The sequence below is a fragment of the Silicimonas lutimaris genome (assembly GCF_047314965.1).
Taxonomy (GTDB): domain Bacteria; phylum Pseudomonadota; class Alphaproteobacteria; order Rhodobacterales; family Rhodobacteraceae; genus JAVJUV01.
In genome coordinates, this window is sequence record NZ_JBLBVK010000049.1 from 1 (window position 1) to 15,741 (window position 15,741).

The following is a 15,741-nucleotide window of genomic DNA, read 5'->3' on the forward strand; positions in this document are numbered from 1 at the left end:
TGCATATCTGCCCGAAGGCGGTTTCAAGATGAACTGATGATCGGCGCGCAAGCGCGCCGACCCGCCGGGGGGCTTCGCCCCCCGGACCCCCCAACCGTATTTGTACCAGGAAGAAAGCCATGAGCGGAAATCTCATTGAGATCAAATCGGTACGCCATGCCTACCAGACCGCCAGCGGGCCGCTTCCTGTGCTGGACGATTTGAATGTCGCAGTCCCCGAGGGTGGCTTCGTGGCGGTGGTCGGACCATCGGGCTGCGGGAAGTCGACCCTCACCCGCCTTGTCGCCGGGCTGATGAAACCTGACGAGGGCGAAGTCTGGCTCCATGGCGAACGGGTCAAGGGCCCTCGCTCGACCGTCGGCATGGCGTTCCAGAACCCGGTACTGCTGGAATGGCGGTCGATCCTGAAGAACGTGATGCTGCCCCTGGAAATCGTGAAGACATCGATGTCCGCGTCCGAACAAGAGGCGCGCGCCCGCAACCTTCTGGAACTGGTCGGGCTGAAGGGGTTCGAGGACAAACGGCCCTCGGAATTGTCCGGCGGCATGCGCCAGCGCGCGTCGCTGTGTCGGGCGCTCGTGCACAAGCCCGAGGTGCTGATCCTCGACGAACCCTTCGGCGCACTGGACGCGTTCACGCGCGAAGACCTTTGGCAGACCATGCTGAGGGTCAAGGCAGAGGAACCCTTCACCGGGGTTCTGATCACGCACGACCTTCGCGAGTCGATCTTCCTGGCCGACCAGGTCGTTGTCCTGTCCGGTCGACCGGCTCGAACCCAATACGTGATGGATCTGCCGACATCCGGACCGCGCTCGCTGGATGATCTTTATACGCCCGAGGCAGCCGAGCGGCTGAATATCCTGCGCCACCAGATCGAAATCGCCCAGGGCCGCGCGCCCGCAGACGAGGAGGCCGCGTGATGCTGAAGAAGGTCGGAGTGCCGCTTATCGCCATGGTCGTGTTTCTTGCGATCTGGGAAGCGCTTGTCTGGGTCAATGGCTGGCCGAACTATATCATGGCGTCGCCCTCGGACCTGCCGGCGGCGTATTCGAAATTCTGGAACCTTTTCTTCGTGATGGGCTGGCAGACATTGTGGCGCACCGTGGTGGGCCTTCTGCTGGCCATCGCCTTCGGCGTGTTCCTGGGCATGATCATGGGCTTTTCGCGCACGATGCGCGATGCGCTCTACCCCCTGCTGGTCGGGTTCAACGCCATTCCGAAGGCAACCGTAGTGCCCATCGTCGCACTGCTGTTCGTCGGAGCCCATGACTTCAACACGATTCTGATCGCCTTCATGATCTCGTTCTTTCCGATCGCGGTCTCGGTCTCGATCGGCCTGTCCACACTCGAGCCCGAATACAGGGACATCCTGCGGTCGCTTGGCGCTTCGCAATCCACGATCTTCTGGAAGATCGCCCTGCCCAAGACGCTGCCCGAATTTTTCGGCGCACTGAAGGTCGCTGTCACCCTCGCATTTATCGGTACGAACCTGATGGAGATCGTCAGCCCGCACGGGCGGGGCTTGGGCGCACTGTTCGATTCAGGCAAGACAAACAGTGACTACCCGCTGATGTTCGCGGTCCTGATCGCGCTCGCTGCGCTTGGCATCCTTCTCTACTATATCGTGGTGGCGCTGGAGAAGATCTTCGCAGGCTGGGCTGAACGCCAGCCGCACTAGCTAGGTGCCGGAGCGGAAGGCTTCGGGAGTGGTGCCGGTCCAGTGATGGAACGCCCGGGTGAAGGAATTCGGATCGTCGTAGCCCAGCAGAAACGAGATCTCGGCACTCGTGTGCATCCTTGTCTGGAGGTAGTGCCTGGCAAGCCGCTCCCGCAAATCCCGGAGTTCTTGCTGGAAACTGGTGCCCTCGGCCCCAAGCTTGCGTTGTAGCGTCCGCGCACTGATGCCGAGACGACGGGCAACAGTGTTCACCTCCGGCACTCCCGCAGGCATCGCTTCCATCAAGACCGAGCGGACGCGATCGGCAACCGTGGCGGTGCGGTCCAGCTCATCCATGCGTGTCCGAAGATCCGGATCGAAACCGTCGAACAGGGCGGGCTTCGGCGGCAGGAAAGGCCGCCTCGCGTCGGCGGGCGAGAAGACCACGCGATTGAAAGGGCCCGGATAAACGGGATGGCCGAAGAAGTCGGCATAGGCCGGCGCCGCTGGCGGATTGACCATTTCCACGGCAAAGGGCCGTATGGCGTGGCGCGTTGCGTTGCGGGCCAGACTTACCAGCGCGACGAGCTCCGCGGCGATGAACTCGTCCGGCAGCGTCACTTCGGGATCGCCCTCGAAGGTCAGTTCAAGACCTCCCGCCATGGAATGGTCCTCGAGTTTCAAAGGACCGGCAAAGGCCATGTACTGTGCAAGGCGACGCGCCGCTGCCGTCAGGTCGGCTGAACAACTCGCCGCGAACAGTGCCGGGCTTAAAGTCCCGGACGCTGGTGCCTGACCAAGGATCAGACCGGTCGCCTCACGATCCATAGCACTCACAATCGACCCGAACAGCCGATTGAATTTCTCCGGGGGCAGTGTCGGGCGCGCGCGCGTAAACAGGTCTTCGGGCAATCCCGCTGCGCGCAGGATGTCTGCAGGCCGCGCACCAAACTCTTCCAGCAGATCACTCCACGAGGGGTTTATGACGAAGTTGCGCGTCAAGGGGAAACGACGAAAGATCGGGAATGACGAGAATGCAGGAGACAACCCGCAATTTCAGTAGGATATCCGAAGTTGGCGTCGATTCTAACCTCCCAAGTCGAATGACCTGCAAATCCCGCCAATCTTATCGCAACCCACGCCAAGATCCAGCACCCCTCGGTCGAGGTTGCGAATCCGGTCTGGGCGCACTATCTAACGCTTCGAGAGGTTGGCGCGGGCAGGCGCCTCGCCAACCCGGTCAGGTCCGGAAGGAAGCAGCCGTAACGAGCCCCGCTTGGGTCGTTGTCCAGCCTCTCACCCAAATCAGCTTCGGCCACCGAGCCAGAGCAAACTGGCAAGCTGCGTCCTTTGTGAACGGTCGATGCCTGAAGACAGACACGAGTACGGAGGACATATGGTCATTGCATCCACCCTCCGGGCCGCGCTCAGCTAAAACGCAGCACAGGCCCGAGACGAACATTCCGCACGCTTGGCGCTGCGGGTAATTTTCTCGTTCAGGGCAATCCAACAATGACCGATTTTTCCTATGCCGATCTTGGCTGGACCGCGCATTTCGCCCGTCAGTGCGATGCCGGCTCCACCTCTCCCCTTCGTGTCTCCGAAGTTCACCGCAGCACTGTCACGGCTCTCTCGCCGACAGGACCGCACCAGCTCATGGTCCCGGACGGGACAGGCAAAATAGCGGTCGGTGACTGGGTCTTGGCCAACGGAGAGACCATCACCCGCATTCTCGACCGCCAAAGCCTGATAAAACGCAGAGGTGCAGGAACCGACGCGCGCGAGCAGTTGATCGCCGCGAATATCACGACCCTTGGCATCGTCAGTTCATGCAACGCCGACTTCAATGAGCGCAGGCTGGAGCGCTATCTGGTTCTGGCAGCTGATGCAGGCTGTCTGCCCCTAGTGATCCTGACCAAGGCGGATCAAACGGACGAACCCATGGAATACGTCCGGCGGGCCGAACGCCTTTCGCTCCTTCTGACCGCTGTCGCCATCGATGCAACAGACCCGATGGAAGTGCGCCGCCTGCATCCCTGGTGCCGGGCGGGCGAAACGCTGGCGCTCGTCGGGTCCTCGGGAGTCGGCAAAACCACGATACGAAACGCACTGACCGGAGAGGCCGCCGCAGTACAGGACATCCGCGAGAGCGATGCCAAGGGTCGGCATACCACAACGTCGCGCGCACTGGTCCGCACGACGTCAGGAGGCTGGCTGATCGACACGCCGGGGATGCGTGCCCTACGCCTGTCGGATGTGTCCGAAGGAATCGAGACGGTCTTCGCCGATATCGAAGAGTTGGCCCTGGCCTGCCGTTTCTCGGATTGCGCGCACGGGTCGGAACCGGGCTGCGCGGTACGAAACGCCATCGACGGAGGCATGCTCGACCCGGACCGGTTGCGGCGTTGGCGCAAACTTCGTTCCGAGGACATGCGGAACTCCGAAACGATCGCCCAGGCCCGTGCGCGGGACAAAAGCTTCGGCAAGATGATCAAGGGCGTGATGAAACAAAAGCAGAAGGAACGCGGTGATTAGAACCCGCCGGCCCAGAAGAACACCGCACCGATTGCCAGAAGATGCACCACGGCAATGACCAACGGCAGCGCCGAAAGCCCCCTGACGGCACTGCCCTTGGGCCAGCGAAGCCCGATCCCGTAGACCGCCAGTGCCAGCATGCCCGCAATCCCCTGCCACCCCAAATAGACGGCAGGCTTGTTCAACCCGTCGGGGAACCCCGGACCCTCGTAGGGTGCGCGGGAGTAGGCGATGAAGGCATAGGCAAATACCATGACCCAAGTGGCATAGACCACCATCAGCAGGAACCGCCTCCCGTCGGTCACGGGCACCAGCCCCGGCGCTCGAACATCGGGATCGCTGCCCAGGCGCGCTGCGCCTCTCGCTCGACAGCACAGGGGCGGGCGTCGCGAAGGCGTTCAAGGGCCTCGTCCGCGTCTTCCCCGGCCTCGACCATAAGCCGCATCAACGCCATACCGGATCGGCCGCACCCACCATAGCAATGCGCCAAAACTCGACCTCCTCGATCCAGAAGCCCGTGCGCTTTCGCCGACACATCGGGCCAAAGCGCCGCTGTGTCCGGCGGAGGCGCTCCGAAATCCGGAATGGGCAGATGGTGCCAGTCCACGCCAGCCGCCAAAAGGTCCTGGCCCAGCGCCTCGGCGCCCGACCGCAAAAGTTCGTCGGCGGTTGTCATTGTCAGAACCAGTCCGGCATCCCAGTGCAGGATCGCATTCAGGTCGGCCTGGTATTTTCCCGTGCGTCCCGGCATGGGCGAAATCCCCAGTCGCCCGCGGCGCAGCGCTATCTCAGTGATCTGGTACACTCTCGCCCTCCGCTCTTGTTTGCCCAGCTAAGTGACGGGTTAGCTAACGGCAAGCCCTGCTCAGGACGACCGCTCGGGAAATTTCGGCAGCGGCTGCGCTCTGCTTGACCCGTATCAAAGTCTCCCCCGGCACCATCGGTAGAGTTGTCTAGGAAACAGGATCAAGGAGTTCAATAATGTCGCATGTCCCGCACGAACTGGCCGAAGAATTTCCAGGCCATGTCGAGAAGATGCATGATCTGAAACAATCCGATGCGCATTTCGCGCGCCTCTTCGACGAATATCACGACGTCAACCGTGCGGTGCATCGGGCCGAGACGAATGTCGAGCCGATGGAAGCCCTCGCAGAGACTGAACTTCGCAAGAAGCGGACACACCTGAAAGACGAGATCTGGCGGATTCTGTCCGCTTGATCGGGTCCGGGGCAGTGGACGCCCCACGCCCCACGGTCTAGTCTCGTGCGGAGCCGATTCCGCACGGGACATATGACCGACACTAGCGCGAAAACCTACCAGGTTCTGGCCCGGAAATACCGGCCGGAAACGTTTGCCGACCTTGTCGGGCAGGACGCCATGGTGCGTACGCTGAAAAATGCGTTCCAGGCCGACCGCATCGCGCAGGCGTTCATCATGACCGGGATCCGGGGAACGGGCAAAACCACAACAGCCCGGATCATCGCCAAAGGCATGAACTGTATCGGCCCCGACGGATCAGGCGGCCCGACAACCGAACCATGCGGCCATTGCGAACATTGCGTCGCCATTGCCGAAGGCAGGCACGTCGACGTCATGGAAATGGACGCGGCCAGCCGAACGGGCGTGGGCGATATCCGCGAGATCATCGACAGCGTTCACTACAGGGCGGCATCAGCGCGCTACAAGATATACATCATCGACGAGGTGCACATGCTCAGCACCTCGGCCTTCAACGCGCTTCTCAAAACGCTTGAAGAGCCACCGGAGCATGTGAAGTTCATCTTTGCGACGACCGAGATCCGAAAGGTCCCCGTTACCGTTCTTTCGCGCTGCCAGCGTTTCGACCTGCGCCGGATCGAACCCGAAATCATGATCGACATGCTTCGCCGCATCGCGACTTTGGAAGGGGCCGAGATCTCCGACGAGGCCCTGGCGCTGATTACCCGCGCTGCCGAAGGCTCCGCACGCGACGCGACTTCTCTCCTCGATCAGGCAATCAGCCACGGCGCAGGAGAGACGACCGCGGATCAGGTCCGCGCCATGCTGGGCCTCGCCGATCGTGGCCGTGTGCTCGATCTCTTCGACATGATCATGTCGGGTGATGCTGCGGGCGCATTGACAGAGCTTTCCGCGCAATACGCCGACGGCGCCGATCCCATGGCGGTTATGCGCGACATTGCCGAGATCACTCACTGGATCAGCGTTATTCGCATCACGCCCGAAGCCGCCGACGACCCAACGGTATCGCCAGACGAGAGGGCACGTGGCCGCGAGATGGCGGACAGGCTGACAATGCCGGTTCTGACCCGGATGTGGCAGATGGCGCTGAAGGCGCTGGAAGAAGTCGCAAACGCTCCGAATGCCATGATGGCGGCCGAGATGGCCATCATCCGTATGACCCATGTCGCTGACATGCCGACGCCGGGCGAACTGGTGACGAAACTCAAGGACGCGGAGCCACCGGCGCCACCGAGCGGAGGTGGCGGTAGCGGAGGCGGCAGTCCTTCGGGCAGTCGTGGAGCTCAGGCCGTAGCCAGCCGAACCGCGTCCATAACCTCGTCTGGCGGCGTCAGCGCGTCTGGCAGCCAGACCGCGCTGGCACAGGCCCCTGCCAGCGCGCTTGCGCGGTTCCCGACCTTTCAGCATGTCGTAGACCTGATCCGAGCAAACCGCGACGTGAAGTTGCTTGTCGAGGTCGAAGGCGGAGTTCGGCTCGTCTCCTACAGGCCGGGCCGGATCGAATTCGAACCATCGCACAATGCGGCGCCGGACCTGGCCCAGCGCCTCGGCTCCCGGCTGCAATCCTGGACGGGTGTCCGCTGGGCGGTGTCTGTGTCCGGAACCGGCGGACAGCCGACGATCGCCGAAACACGGGATGCCGAGAAAGAACGCCTCAGGGCCGCAGCAGCGGAAACCCCGATCGTGGCCGCCATTCTCTCGTCCTTTCCAGACGCACGGATCGGCGAGTTGAAGACAGCTGAGGATATCGCGGCCACCGCAGCGACGGAGTCGCTTGCCGAGGTCGACGAGGAATGGGATCCGTTCGAGGAAGATTAGGCGGCCGTTCTGTCGGCATGCCATACGCTTGCCATACGTTTCGCCGACGCCTTGCCGACGTGGAATTCCCTGCTCCGCAACAATGCCGCTCAACCGCCTTGCCCCCTGCCCGGGGGAGACGTATCTCTCATCCAACGCATTCACCGGGAGAAGACAAATGTTCAAAGGACTGGGCGGACTGGCCGACATGGGAAAGATGATGAAGGCCGCGCAGGAAATGCAGACCAAGATGCAGGCCCTGCAGGAGGAGCTTCATACGATGACCGTCACCGGCGAGTCAGGTGCCGGTCTGGTCAAGGCCACTTCGACCGCAAAAGGCGAGCTGATTGCCTTGGACATTGATCCCTCGATTTTCAATCCGGATGAAAAAGAAGTCGTTGAAGATCTGATACTTGCCGCCATCAAGGACGCACAGTCCAAGGCGTCGGACAAGGCCCAGGAAGAGATGCGCAAACTGACCGAAGGCATGGGGCTTCCGGCGGACATGAAACTGCCGTTCTGAGACCGATGCGTTTCGCGCTCGGGCTTGCCTTTGCATCTGTTTTCGCCGCTGCCGCCTCGGCGCAGGACTGGGCGACGCGCGAGGTCTGCACCGTCGATAAGCCACGCGTTCACGAGGAAGTCTTCGCACCGGCCAGCCTTGACGAACTGGAACAGCTGGCAAGCTCGATTCCCAATTCTACGGGAAAGTTTTGGCAAATCACCTCCCCCACCGGCGCCACCTCCCACCTCTGGGGCACGTTCCACAGCGCCGATCCACTGATCCTCGCTCTGCCAGAAACGGTCAGAGATGCAATCGCCAACTCCCGGACAGTTGCGGTGGAGATCGACTTCACCCACCCCGACCGGCAGTCGTATCGGGACGCGCAGATGATGGAAGGTCGGTTTTCCGAGGCATCCGATCCTTTTGAGTTTTCTCCTGGCGACGGAACCGTTGCGGGTCTGTCGCCGGAGGTCTCCGGCTGGGTTCGGGACCGTGCGGTCGAACTGGGATGGACAGAGGATTTCGACCTGATCATGTCCTTGGCAGGTATGGCGGAAATGCTGCTGTCCGATCCTTGCGAAGACTTCACCCAAGGCATTCTGCCGATTCAGGACGATTTCATTCAGCTTTTGGGTAGATTGGCCGGCGCTGAAATCCTTAGCCTTGAAACTCCTGACGAGATGATCGGTGATTTGTCCGAAAGCGACGAAACCGCCCGTGCCATCATCCAGACCTATGCTGCTTATCTTAGACCCGCCGAAAGCAATACAGAACGGGCCACATCTTTCGCCCTCTACCTAGAAGGACGTCTCGGGCTGATGGAGGTTTGGGATCGAGCTTATCAGCAGGAAATCTATGGCTCCGATGGTCTGGACAGCTTGGAATTGACCGATAGCTATCTCCTTGAACATCGCAACAACCGCTTCGCTGATCGCCTGTCGGGGCCCCTTGCCGACGGAGGTGTGTTCATAGCGATTGGCTCCGCGCACCTCCCGGGAGAAATCGGATTGGTCGCGCTCCTTGCCGAGGCGGGCTACACACTGACACGAGTATCCCTGCCAGGAGAAGCCCCGTGAAACCCGCAAGCGAGCTTGAAGACCTGATCGATATGATGGCCCGCCTTCCAGGGTTGGGGCCAAGATCGGCGCGCCGAGCTGTGCTGCATATGATAAAGAAGCGAGGTCTGCTGCTTGTTCCGCTTGCCAAGGCAATGTCGCGGGTCGCCGAGACCGCGCGCGAGTGCCTGAACTGTGGAAATATCGGTACGTCCGACCTTTGCGAGATCTGTGAAACCGAGAAACGCGCGAACGGCGAACTTTGTGTGGTTGAAGATGTTGCGGATCTTTGGGCGATGGAACGCGCCGGTGTCTTCAAGGGGCGCTATCACGTGCTGGGTGGTACACTGTCGGCTTTGGACGCGATCGGCCCCGACGAACTGCGTATTCCGAAGCTTCTTGACCGCGTTGCGACGGAAGAAATCTCCGAGGTCATCCTTGCCTTGAATGCAACGGTAGATGGTCAGACGACTGCCCACTACATCGCGGATCAATTGGAGGGCCGTGTTTCCGTTACTTCGCTGGCACAGGGTGTACCTATCGGCGGCGAACTCGATTACCTTGACGACGGCACGATCAGCGCGGCACTTCGCGCGCGAAAATCCATATAAAAAACCCCGGCCGTTGGCCGGGGTTCTGGCAGCCGAGGGAACTCGAGATCAGTCTTCTTCGTCGTCGTCATCGACGTCGTTGGGAAGGTTGAAGAAACTCTCCGCATCGGGCGTGTCGTCTTCACGGTCGTCGTCTTCGCTTTCCGTCAGCGTAAACGTCTCAAGTCCGGAAATGGCGGTTGGGATCCTGGGTTCGTCTTCCATACCCAGCGACTGTTCGGTCGAGACAAGCTTGCGACGCTCGTCGTCCGACATCACCTCGCCATCGCGTGCTTTCTTGGCCGCGGCTTTCTGAACGGCAGCATCAAGCTCGCTTTGCTTGGTCAATCCGAGTGCAACCGGATCGACAGGCTGGATATTCGAGATGTTCCAGTGAGTCCGTTCGCGGATGGATTGAATCGTCGGTTTGGTCGTTCCCACAAGCTTCGAAATCTGACCGTCCGACAACTCTGGATGGAACTTGACCAACCAAAGGATCGCCGCAGGACGGTCCTGCCGCTTGGAGAGCGGCGTATAGCGCGGACCGCGACGCTTTTCCTCGCCCACCGCTGCAGCGTTGAACTTCAGTTTCAGCTTGTGCACAGGATCCTTTTCGGCCTTGTCGATCTCTTCCTGCGTCAACTGGTTGTTCGAGATCGGATCGAACCCTTTGACACCGGCGGCCACGTCGCCGTCAGCGATGCCTTGCACCTCAAGCTCGTGCAGGCCGCAGAAATCCGCGATCTGCTTGAAGCTGATCGTGGTGTTATCAACCAGCCAGACGGCGGTCGCTTTTGCCATGATCGGTTTGTTCATCTGCTTGTCTCCTGACAAATCTTGAGCGGTGCCGGAAATCGGCTGGTCCCGGTGGACCCATCCTCGAATTTCGGGGAATTGCCGGGTATATAGTCGCATGAGCAGCGATAGGGAAGAGTGAATGCGGTATCTGATAGTGCTTTTGCTGAGCGCGGGGTTCGCGCGGGCTGATGGCGAAAGAGCAGGCGAATTCGACTACTATGTGCTTTCACTCTCGTGGTCGCCCACGTGGTGTGCACTGGAGGGAGATCGGCGCGGCTCGCCGCAATGTGAGGACGACCGGGATTTCGGCTGGGTCTTGCATGGTCTCTGGCCCCAGTACGAAGATGGCTGGCCTAGTTTCTGTCTCACATCTGAACGCAACCCGTCCCGCTCGGATACCGCCGAAATGGCAGATATCATGGGCACATCCGGAAATGCATGGCACCAATGGAACAAGCATGGCCGATGCTCGGGTCTGTCATCCGAAGAGTACTACGCTCTGGCCCGGAAAGCATACGACCGGATCGTCAGACCGGATGTTTTCATGAAACTGCGGAGCCCTGTACAGCTGCCCGCTTCGGTCGTCGAAGAGGCGTTTCTCGAAGTGAACCCAACTCTCGCAAACGATCAGATAACCATCACCTGCAAGTCAGGCCGAATCCAGGAAGCCCGGGTATGCCTTACGCGCTCGCTGGAACCGAGAGACTGCGGGAGCGACGTCATTCGCGATTGCCGTATGCAGGACGCCTTGTTCGAGCCGGTAAGGTAGCTGCCGTAGCCGCTTGCCTTATTTAGCCTTGATCCGGGTCCTTGATTTAGCCGTCGCCGCCGACACGTAAGACGATCTTGCCGATGTGCTCCGCCTCAAGCGCGCGGTGCGCATCAGCGGCATCTGCCAGATCAAAGACCTGATCCATTACAGGTCCAATCCTCCCGATCTCAAGCAGAGGCCAGACGTTCTTCCTCAGGGCCTCTGCAATTGCAGCCTTGGCCGCAACCGACTGCGGGCGCAGCGTGGAACCCGTAACGGTCAATCTGCGCACCATGATCTCCGCAAAATTGATCTCGGCCTTTGGACCGCCCAGAAAGGCGATGAAGACCAGACGGCCATCATCCTTTAGCGCCCGAAGATTGCGTCGGATATAGTCTCCGCCGACCATATCGAGGATCAGATCTGCCCCTCCGGCATCGCGCAGGAACGTGACGAAATCCTCGCTGCGATAGTTGAGGCCCTTTTCGGCGCCCAATCTTTCGCAAAAACGCGCCTTTTCATCTGACCCCGCAGTCGCGAAAACACGCGCTCCGAATGCATGAGCGAGCTGAATTGCCGTTGTGCCGATACCGCTTGTACCGCCATGAACCAGAAACGTCTCTCCCGCCCTGAGGCCTCCACGCATGAAAACGTTGGTCCAAACGGTAAAATATGTCTCCGGAAGACAAGCCGCCTCGCCCAGCGGCATTCCAGACGGAACCGGAAGGCAATGGCTCGCCGGTGCAGTAACGTACTCTGCGTATCCGCCCCCTGGAAGCAGTGCGCAGACAGGGTCGCTCGGCGACCACCCCAAAACGCCCTGCCCCACCTCTTCGATGATGCCCGAGGCTTCCAGTCCCGGGAGGTCGGAAGCGTCGGGCGGCGGCGCATAGCTGCCTGCGCGCTGCAAGGCATCCGGTCGATTCACTCCGGCATATGCGACGCGGATCAGAACCTCGCCGTATCCAGGCTTTGGCTTGGGACGCTCCCGCAGTTTCAGAACATCAGGACCGCCCGGTGTCGTGATCTCAATTGCGCGCATGATCCGGGCCATGACCTCTTCCCTCCTAATTCCCTCCTAAGGTGGCTTCAGAAACCACGTCGTGAAACGGACAGAAACTCCCTATTTTGGTCCCCGCCAGCGTCCGGGTAAATCGTTGAGGTGCGACATGTCTGGCATCCGAACCCTTTTGAAGAGACTCGCCTGAAGTTCCATAAACGGTTTGGTTAGCGGGTTTTCCCGCAACTGCCCCTTCACTTTCTCGATTCGCATCACGTCTTCGATCCGCCGATCAATGAACGCGGCAGTATCCGCCTGACCACTGCTGTCGTCACCCAACCAAAATAGGACCGTCGAAGCCCAAACAGCCGAAAGCGTTGCGCGCTTGGAATACCAGTTCAAATCGTCCGAAGTGTCCCCCAGCGCTGTCCAGATGTGGTCGGCCGTTTCCCAAAGGAGCTTTGCACCCTCGGCAGCATGGGTCGGGAGGGAAAAAAAGGCTGTCGCGCGGCGCACCGCTTCACGGTCATCCATTGCCTCTACACGGAACCAAAGCGCGGTGGCCACCTTGTCACGAAACCGCAATTCCGAAAGATCCGCATGTTTCAACCGATCGATCATCATCTGGTCGCCACGCCGATGGTAGGCGACTGCCAGGTCCAGCGCCCCACGCGGCGCCAGTTCCTTTGCTTCGGCATCCGAAATTCCGATGTCATTGGCCGCGGCTGTGAACGTCGCCGCAGACCATCCATCGAAGGCAACATGGCTGAGAGCGGCATTAAGCAACGTCTCAATTGTCGGCTTTGCGGTTTTGGTCATACCTTTTACTCCGTTTCTGCTAGCCAGTAGACAACCTATGCCGCCTTTGCTATAGGGCCACCTCCTGCAGATTTTGCGCAACTCTAAACTAGAAAGGTGGTGACAACCACATGCAGGTCAGTGTTCGCGACAACAACGTCGATCAGGCGCTTCGTGCTCTGAAAAAGAAGCTGCAGCGTGAGGGCGTCTTCCGCGAAATGAAGCTTCGGCAGCATTTCGAGAAGCCCTCCGAGAAGAAAGCGCGCGAGAAGGCCGAGGCCATCCGCCGAGCCCGCAAGCTTGCCCGTAAAAAGGCACAGCGCGAGGGAATGCTCTGAGCTTCTGAAAACACTGGAGCGGTCCGCCGTTCGAGAGACGACCCCCGAGGCATCGCCCGGGGGTTTGTCGTTTTTGATTTGTTTTAATCGGTGAAATTCTTACCCTTGGTAGCGTCAAAAACAAGCAAGAACAAACAGAACTAGATTCGAGAGAATATCAACGATATCAAACGCTTATTTTCATTTTATTTGAACTCACACCGCGGTAATCTCATAAGATGAGAGGGTGCGGTGCAATCACCGATCATCCTTGAATGGCGCGGCAATAGTGTCCGCGACTGGTGGGGGCAATGGTGTTGGCGACGTTCCGCGATGGTGAAGATATTCATGCAGCTAGATCTTCCGTGTGCCGTTGTCCTTTTTTGGTCGCGGGCCCGATACCTGTCGGCCCTTGTTACCAAGCAATTTTCGAGGACATACCGTGCAACTTTTACCCGATCTGACCCCCTGGGCCAGCGAAGCTGACAACTACATCTATGGCTGGAGAATTCAGGGGGACCAACTTCGCCTTACAACCGCCATGGCCAATATCGGATTTGGAAACCTTGAAGTACGAGGCGGAGCTATTCTGGCCGACGGCTCTCAAGAAGTGTACCAGCGCATCTACAACGACGATGGCACCTTCACTGATCGACTGGCCGGAACGTTCGAGTACCATGATACGCACGGTCATATCCACTTTGAGGATTTTGCCCACTTCCGGCTACGTTCAGTTACTTCCGACGGCGGTGTAGGCGAGGTAATTGCGCAAGGCGACAAGGTCAGTTTTTGCCTGATTGACGTGGATCAGCTCGATCCCTTGGCCGGAGCGAGAACCTATGGAAGTTGCGGCCAGATCCAGGGCATCTCCTCGGGTTGGGCGGACGTCTATTCCAGTGGCCTTCCGGGTCAATCGATCGATATCGCCGGTGTTCCCGATGGCCAATATTGGCTGGAAGTCGAGGTCGATCCTTTGAACCGACTGGTTGAGGCGGACGAAACAAACAATGTAACTCGAATTCTGATAACCCTCGATCGCGAGACTGAGCCACCGGTTGGTTCAGACGCATTCGAACAAAACGACTCTCTGGCCACGGCGAGCATCTTGGCGCCACCCGAGGATCATCTCTACGAAAACTTATCGATCCACGACTCCAATGATGCTGATTTTTTTCGGTTCACAGCCTCTGCTACAGGAATATTGTCGTTCCGCATCGACTTTCAGCACTCTCTCGGCGATCTGGATATGCGGGTCTTCGATGCTGCGGGAAATTTTTTGGCCAACAGCATAGGCGTTACGAACTCAGAAACGATTAGTGTGCAGGCGTCAGAAGGCGATCAGTTCACTGTGCAGATCTACGGTTATAACGGTGCCACAGGCAATTATTCTCTATTGGTCGATCAGCCCGACCGCCGCGACGACTTCGAACCCAACGACACGCTGGCCACCGCAGCATTTCTTGATGCGTCGGAGCCGGTCTCCATGTTCGTGGACATGTCGGTACACTCCGGAGACCAAGATTATTTTTGGTTCGAAGCCGAAAATTCAGGGCTAATGAAGGTACACTTGGACTTTCACCATGAGGATGGCGACATCAACGCCAGGATCCTCGATGCCGACGGCGGGATACTGACCGAGTCCCTTCGCGACTCCACGGCGATCGACCCAGACCATGAACATCTTCAGTTCGAAGCGGTTGCCGGTCAGGACTATTTTCTTTTCGTGTTCGGCGCCAACGATCAAGTTGCCAATCCGCACTACTCGATCATGATCGAGCAGCCGGAAATGAACATCGCCACTTTCAATGGCAGCACATACATGTTCGTTGGTTCGTCCAATCGTTGGAGCGAAGCACAAGCGATCGCGGCTTCAGTGGGCGGGCATCTATTGCGGATCGAAAGTCAGGCCGAGAATGATTTTATCATGCAATCGTTCTGGAACGACCAAGCGATTTTCCTAGACGCTTCGGATGCGGCTACAGAGGGCTTGTTCACCTATTCCGATGGGCGACCGTTGACCTATGACAATTGGCGACCGGGAGAGCCAAACAACTACGGCGGAATCCAGGATTACGCGCGGATCGCCGACGACCAGGGTCGCTGGGACGACGGATGGGATGGAAGCGTTGCACATAGGGGAGACTCTGGTTGGGAAAGCGACGGCACCGCGATGGTGATCGTTGAAATTCCTGACCGACCGGCCCTGATCACTTTTGAGGGATCAGCCTATGAAGTAATAGGCAGCACCAACCGCTGGACCACGGCGCAAGAAATGGCAGCCGAAGCTGGTGGACGATTGCTTGAGATCGAAAGTCAGGCAGAAAACAATTTCATCATGGCGGCATTCTGGGAAGATCAGGCGATCTTCCTTGATGCATCGGACGCTGCCAATGAAGGAAATTTCGTGAACAGCGACGGCGAACTGCTCGCATACAGCAACTGGCGCCCAGGAGAACCGAACAACTTCGGCGGCATCCAGGATTACGCCCGGATCGCCGACGACCAGGGTCGCTGGGACGACGGATGGGATGGGAGCGTTGCACATAGGGGAGACTCTGGTTGGGAAAGCGACGGCACCGCGATGGTGATCGTGGAATATGATTTGCTGGCCTGATTGAAATAACAAAAAGGAGACTTGGGACCGCAGGTCCGCTTGCCCGGTAAGCGGACCTGAAGTAATGACCACGGCGTTCGAGAAC

Annotated in this window: 17 protein-coding genes and 1 other RNA gene; 12 read left to right on the top strand and 6 right to left on the bottom strand. The window is 59.2% G+C overall.

All coding sequences use genetic code 11. The features are described from left to right. The first annotated feature begins 119 nt into the window (after window positions 1–119). Both ACKLNI_RS10985 and ACKLNI_RS10990 read left to right on the top strand, forming a co-directional pair. A complete protein-coding gene (locus ACKLNI_RS10985; protein WP_413719115.1) occupies window positions 120–920 on the top strand; it encodes an ABC transporter ATP-binding protein in 801 nt (266 codons plus the stop codon). After that, entirely contained in the window at window positions 920–1,678 is a 759-nt protein-coding gene (locus tag ACKLNI_RS10990; protein ID WP_413719116.1) for an ABC transporter permease, read from the top strand. The genes ACKLNI_RS10985 and ACKLNI_RS10990 overlap by 1 nt, the downstream gene beginning before the upstream one ends. Here ACKLNI_RS10990 and ACKLNI_RS10995 read toward each other — a convergent pair whose 3' ends face one another. Further along, window positions 1,679–2,659, bottom strand: a complete 981-nt coding sequence (locus tag ACKLNI_RS10995; protein WP_413719117.1) for a helix-turn-helix domain-containing protein — start codon at window positions 2,657–2,659, stop codon at window positions 1,679–1,681. Between the two features lie 202 nt (window positions 2,660–2,861). Here ACKLNI_RS10995 and ffs point away from each other — a divergent pair. Further along, window positions 2,862–2,958, top strand: an RNA gene (ffs, locus tag ACKLNI_RS11000) — signal recognition particle sRNA small type. A gap of 211 nt (window positions 2,959–3,169) precedes the next feature. Beyond that, a complete protein-coding gene (gene rsgA / locus ACKLNI_RS11005) occupies window positions 3,170–4,192 on the top strand; it encodes a ribosome small subunit-dependent GTPase A (RefSeq protein ID WP_413719118.1) in 1,023 nt (340 codons plus the stop codon). Here the strand turns inward: rsgA and ACKLNI_RS11010 are convergent. After that, the gene (locus ACKLNI_RS11010; RefSeq protein WP_413719119.1) at window positions 4,189–4,503 is read right to left on the bottom strand and encodes a hypothetical protein; all 315 of its coding nucleotides are present in this window, start codon (window positions 4,501–4,503) and stop codon (window positions 4,189–4,191) included. The two genes, rsgA and ACKLNI_RS11010, sit on opposite strands and share 4 nt — an antisense overlap. Next, the gene (locus ACKLNI_RS11015) at window positions 4,494–4,997 is read right to left on the bottom strand and encodes a phosphatase domain-containing putative toxin (RefSeq protein ID WP_413719120.1); all 504 of its coding nucleotides are present in this window, start codon (window positions 4,995–4,997) and stop codon (window positions 4,494–4,496) included. The genes ACKLNI_RS11010 and ACKLNI_RS11015 overlap by 10 nt, the downstream gene beginning before the upstream one ends. Window positions 4,998–5,173: 176 nt before the next feature. On the opposite strand from ACKLNI_RS11015, the gene ACKLNI_RS11020 reads away from it, so the two are divergent. The 5 genes from ACKLNI_RS11020 (at window position 5,174) to recR (ending at window position 9,399) form a co-directional block, all read left to right on the top strand. After that, a complete protein-coding gene (locus ACKLNI_RS11020; protein WP_413719121.1) occupies window positions 5,174–5,410 on the top strand; it encodes an HP1242/YdcH family protein in 237 nt (78 codons plus the stop codon). A gap of 72 nt (window positions 5,411–5,482) precedes the next feature. Further along, entirely contained in the window at window positions 5,483–7,249 is a 1,767-nt protein-coding gene (locus tag ACKLNI_RS11025; protein WP_413719122.1) for a DNA polymerase III subunit gamma/tau, read from the top strand. A gap of 157 nt (window positions 7,250–7,406) precedes the next feature. Continuing rightward, window positions 7,407–7,751 (top strand): YbaB/EbfC family nucleoid-associated protein, encoded by a 345-nt coding sequence (locus ACKLNI_RS11030; RefSeq protein WP_413719123.1) that lies wholly within the window; start codon window positions 7,407–7,409, stop codon window positions 7,749–7,751. A gap of 5 nt (window positions 7,752–7,756) precedes the next feature. Then, window positions 7,757–8,809, top strand: coding sequence for a TraB/GumN family protein (locus ACKLNI_RS11035; RefSeq protein WP_413719124.1), 1,053 nt, complete (start codon window positions 7,757–7,759; stop codon window positions 8,807–8,809). Next, window positions 8,806–9,399 carry a recombination mediator RecR gene (gene recR, locus ACKLNI_RS11040; protein WP_413719125.1) on the top strand — a complete coding sequence of 198 codons (594 nt, stop codon included), beginning with the start codon at window positions 8,806–8,808 and terminating at the stop codon, window positions 9,397–9,399. Before ACKLNI_RS11035 ends, recR begins: the two co-directional genes overlap by 4 nt. Before the next feature lie 48 nt (window positions 9,400–9,447). On the opposite strand, the gene ACKLNI_RS11045 is transcribed toward recR, so the two are convergent. After that, window positions 9,448–10,194, bottom strand: a complete 747-nt coding sequence (locus ACKLNI_RS11045) for a DUF1013 domain-containing protein (RefSeq protein WP_413719126.1) — start codon at window positions 10,192–10,194, stop codon at window positions 9,448–9,450. A 121-nt stretch (window positions 10,195–10,315) separates the two neighbouring features. Between ACKLNI_RS11045 and ACKLNI_RS11050 the strand changes: the two genes are divergently transcribed. Beyond that, window positions 10,316–10,945 carry a ribonuclease T2 family protein gene (locus ACKLNI_RS11050; RefSeq protein ID WP_413719127.1) on the top strand — a complete coding sequence of 210 codons (630 nt, stop codon included), beginning with the start codon at window positions 10,316–10,318 and terminating at the stop codon, window positions 10,943–10,945. 46 nt (window positions 10,946–10,991) lie between these two features. Here the strand turns inward: ACKLNI_RS11050 and ACKLNI_RS11055 are convergent, their stop codons facing one another. Together ACKLNI_RS11055 and ACKLNI_RS11060 are read right to left on the bottom strand one after the other, a co-directional pair. Next, complete coding sequence (locus tag ACKLNI_RS11055; protein WP_413719128.1) at window positions 10,992–11,981, bottom strand: NAD(P)H-quinone oxidoreductase; 990 nt, start codon at window positions 11,979–11,981, stop codon at window positions 10,992–10,994. A gap of 69 nt (window positions 11,982–12,050) precedes the next feature. Further along, window positions 12,051–12,827 carry a COQ9 family protein gene (locus ACKLNI_RS11060; RefSeq protein ID WP_413719129.1) on the bottom strand — a complete coding sequence of 259 codons (777 nt, stop codon included), beginning with the start codon at window positions 12,825–12,827 and terminating at the stop codon, window positions 12,051–12,053. A 29-nt stretch (window positions 12,828–12,856) separates the two neighbouring features. On the opposite strand from ACKLNI_RS11060, the gene rpsU reads away from it, so the two are divergent. Both rpsU and ACKLNI_RS11070 read left to right on the top strand, forming a co-directional pair. After that, window positions 12,857–13,063: a 30S ribosomal protein S21 gene (rpsU, locus tag ACKLNI_RS11065; RefSeq protein WP_036556662.1), complete on the top strand. Its 207-nt coding sequence runs from the start codon at window positions 12,857–12,859 to the stop codon at window positions 13,061–13,063. A gap of 421 nt (window positions 13,064–13,484) precedes the next feature. Continuing rightward, window positions 13,485–15,656: a lectin-like protein gene (locus ACKLNI_RS11070; RefSeq protein WP_413719130.1), complete on the top strand. Its 2,172-nt coding sequence runs from the start codon at window positions 13,485–13,487 to the stop codon at window positions 15,654–15,656. The last annotated feature ends 85 nt before the right edge of the window (window positions 15,657–15,741 follow it).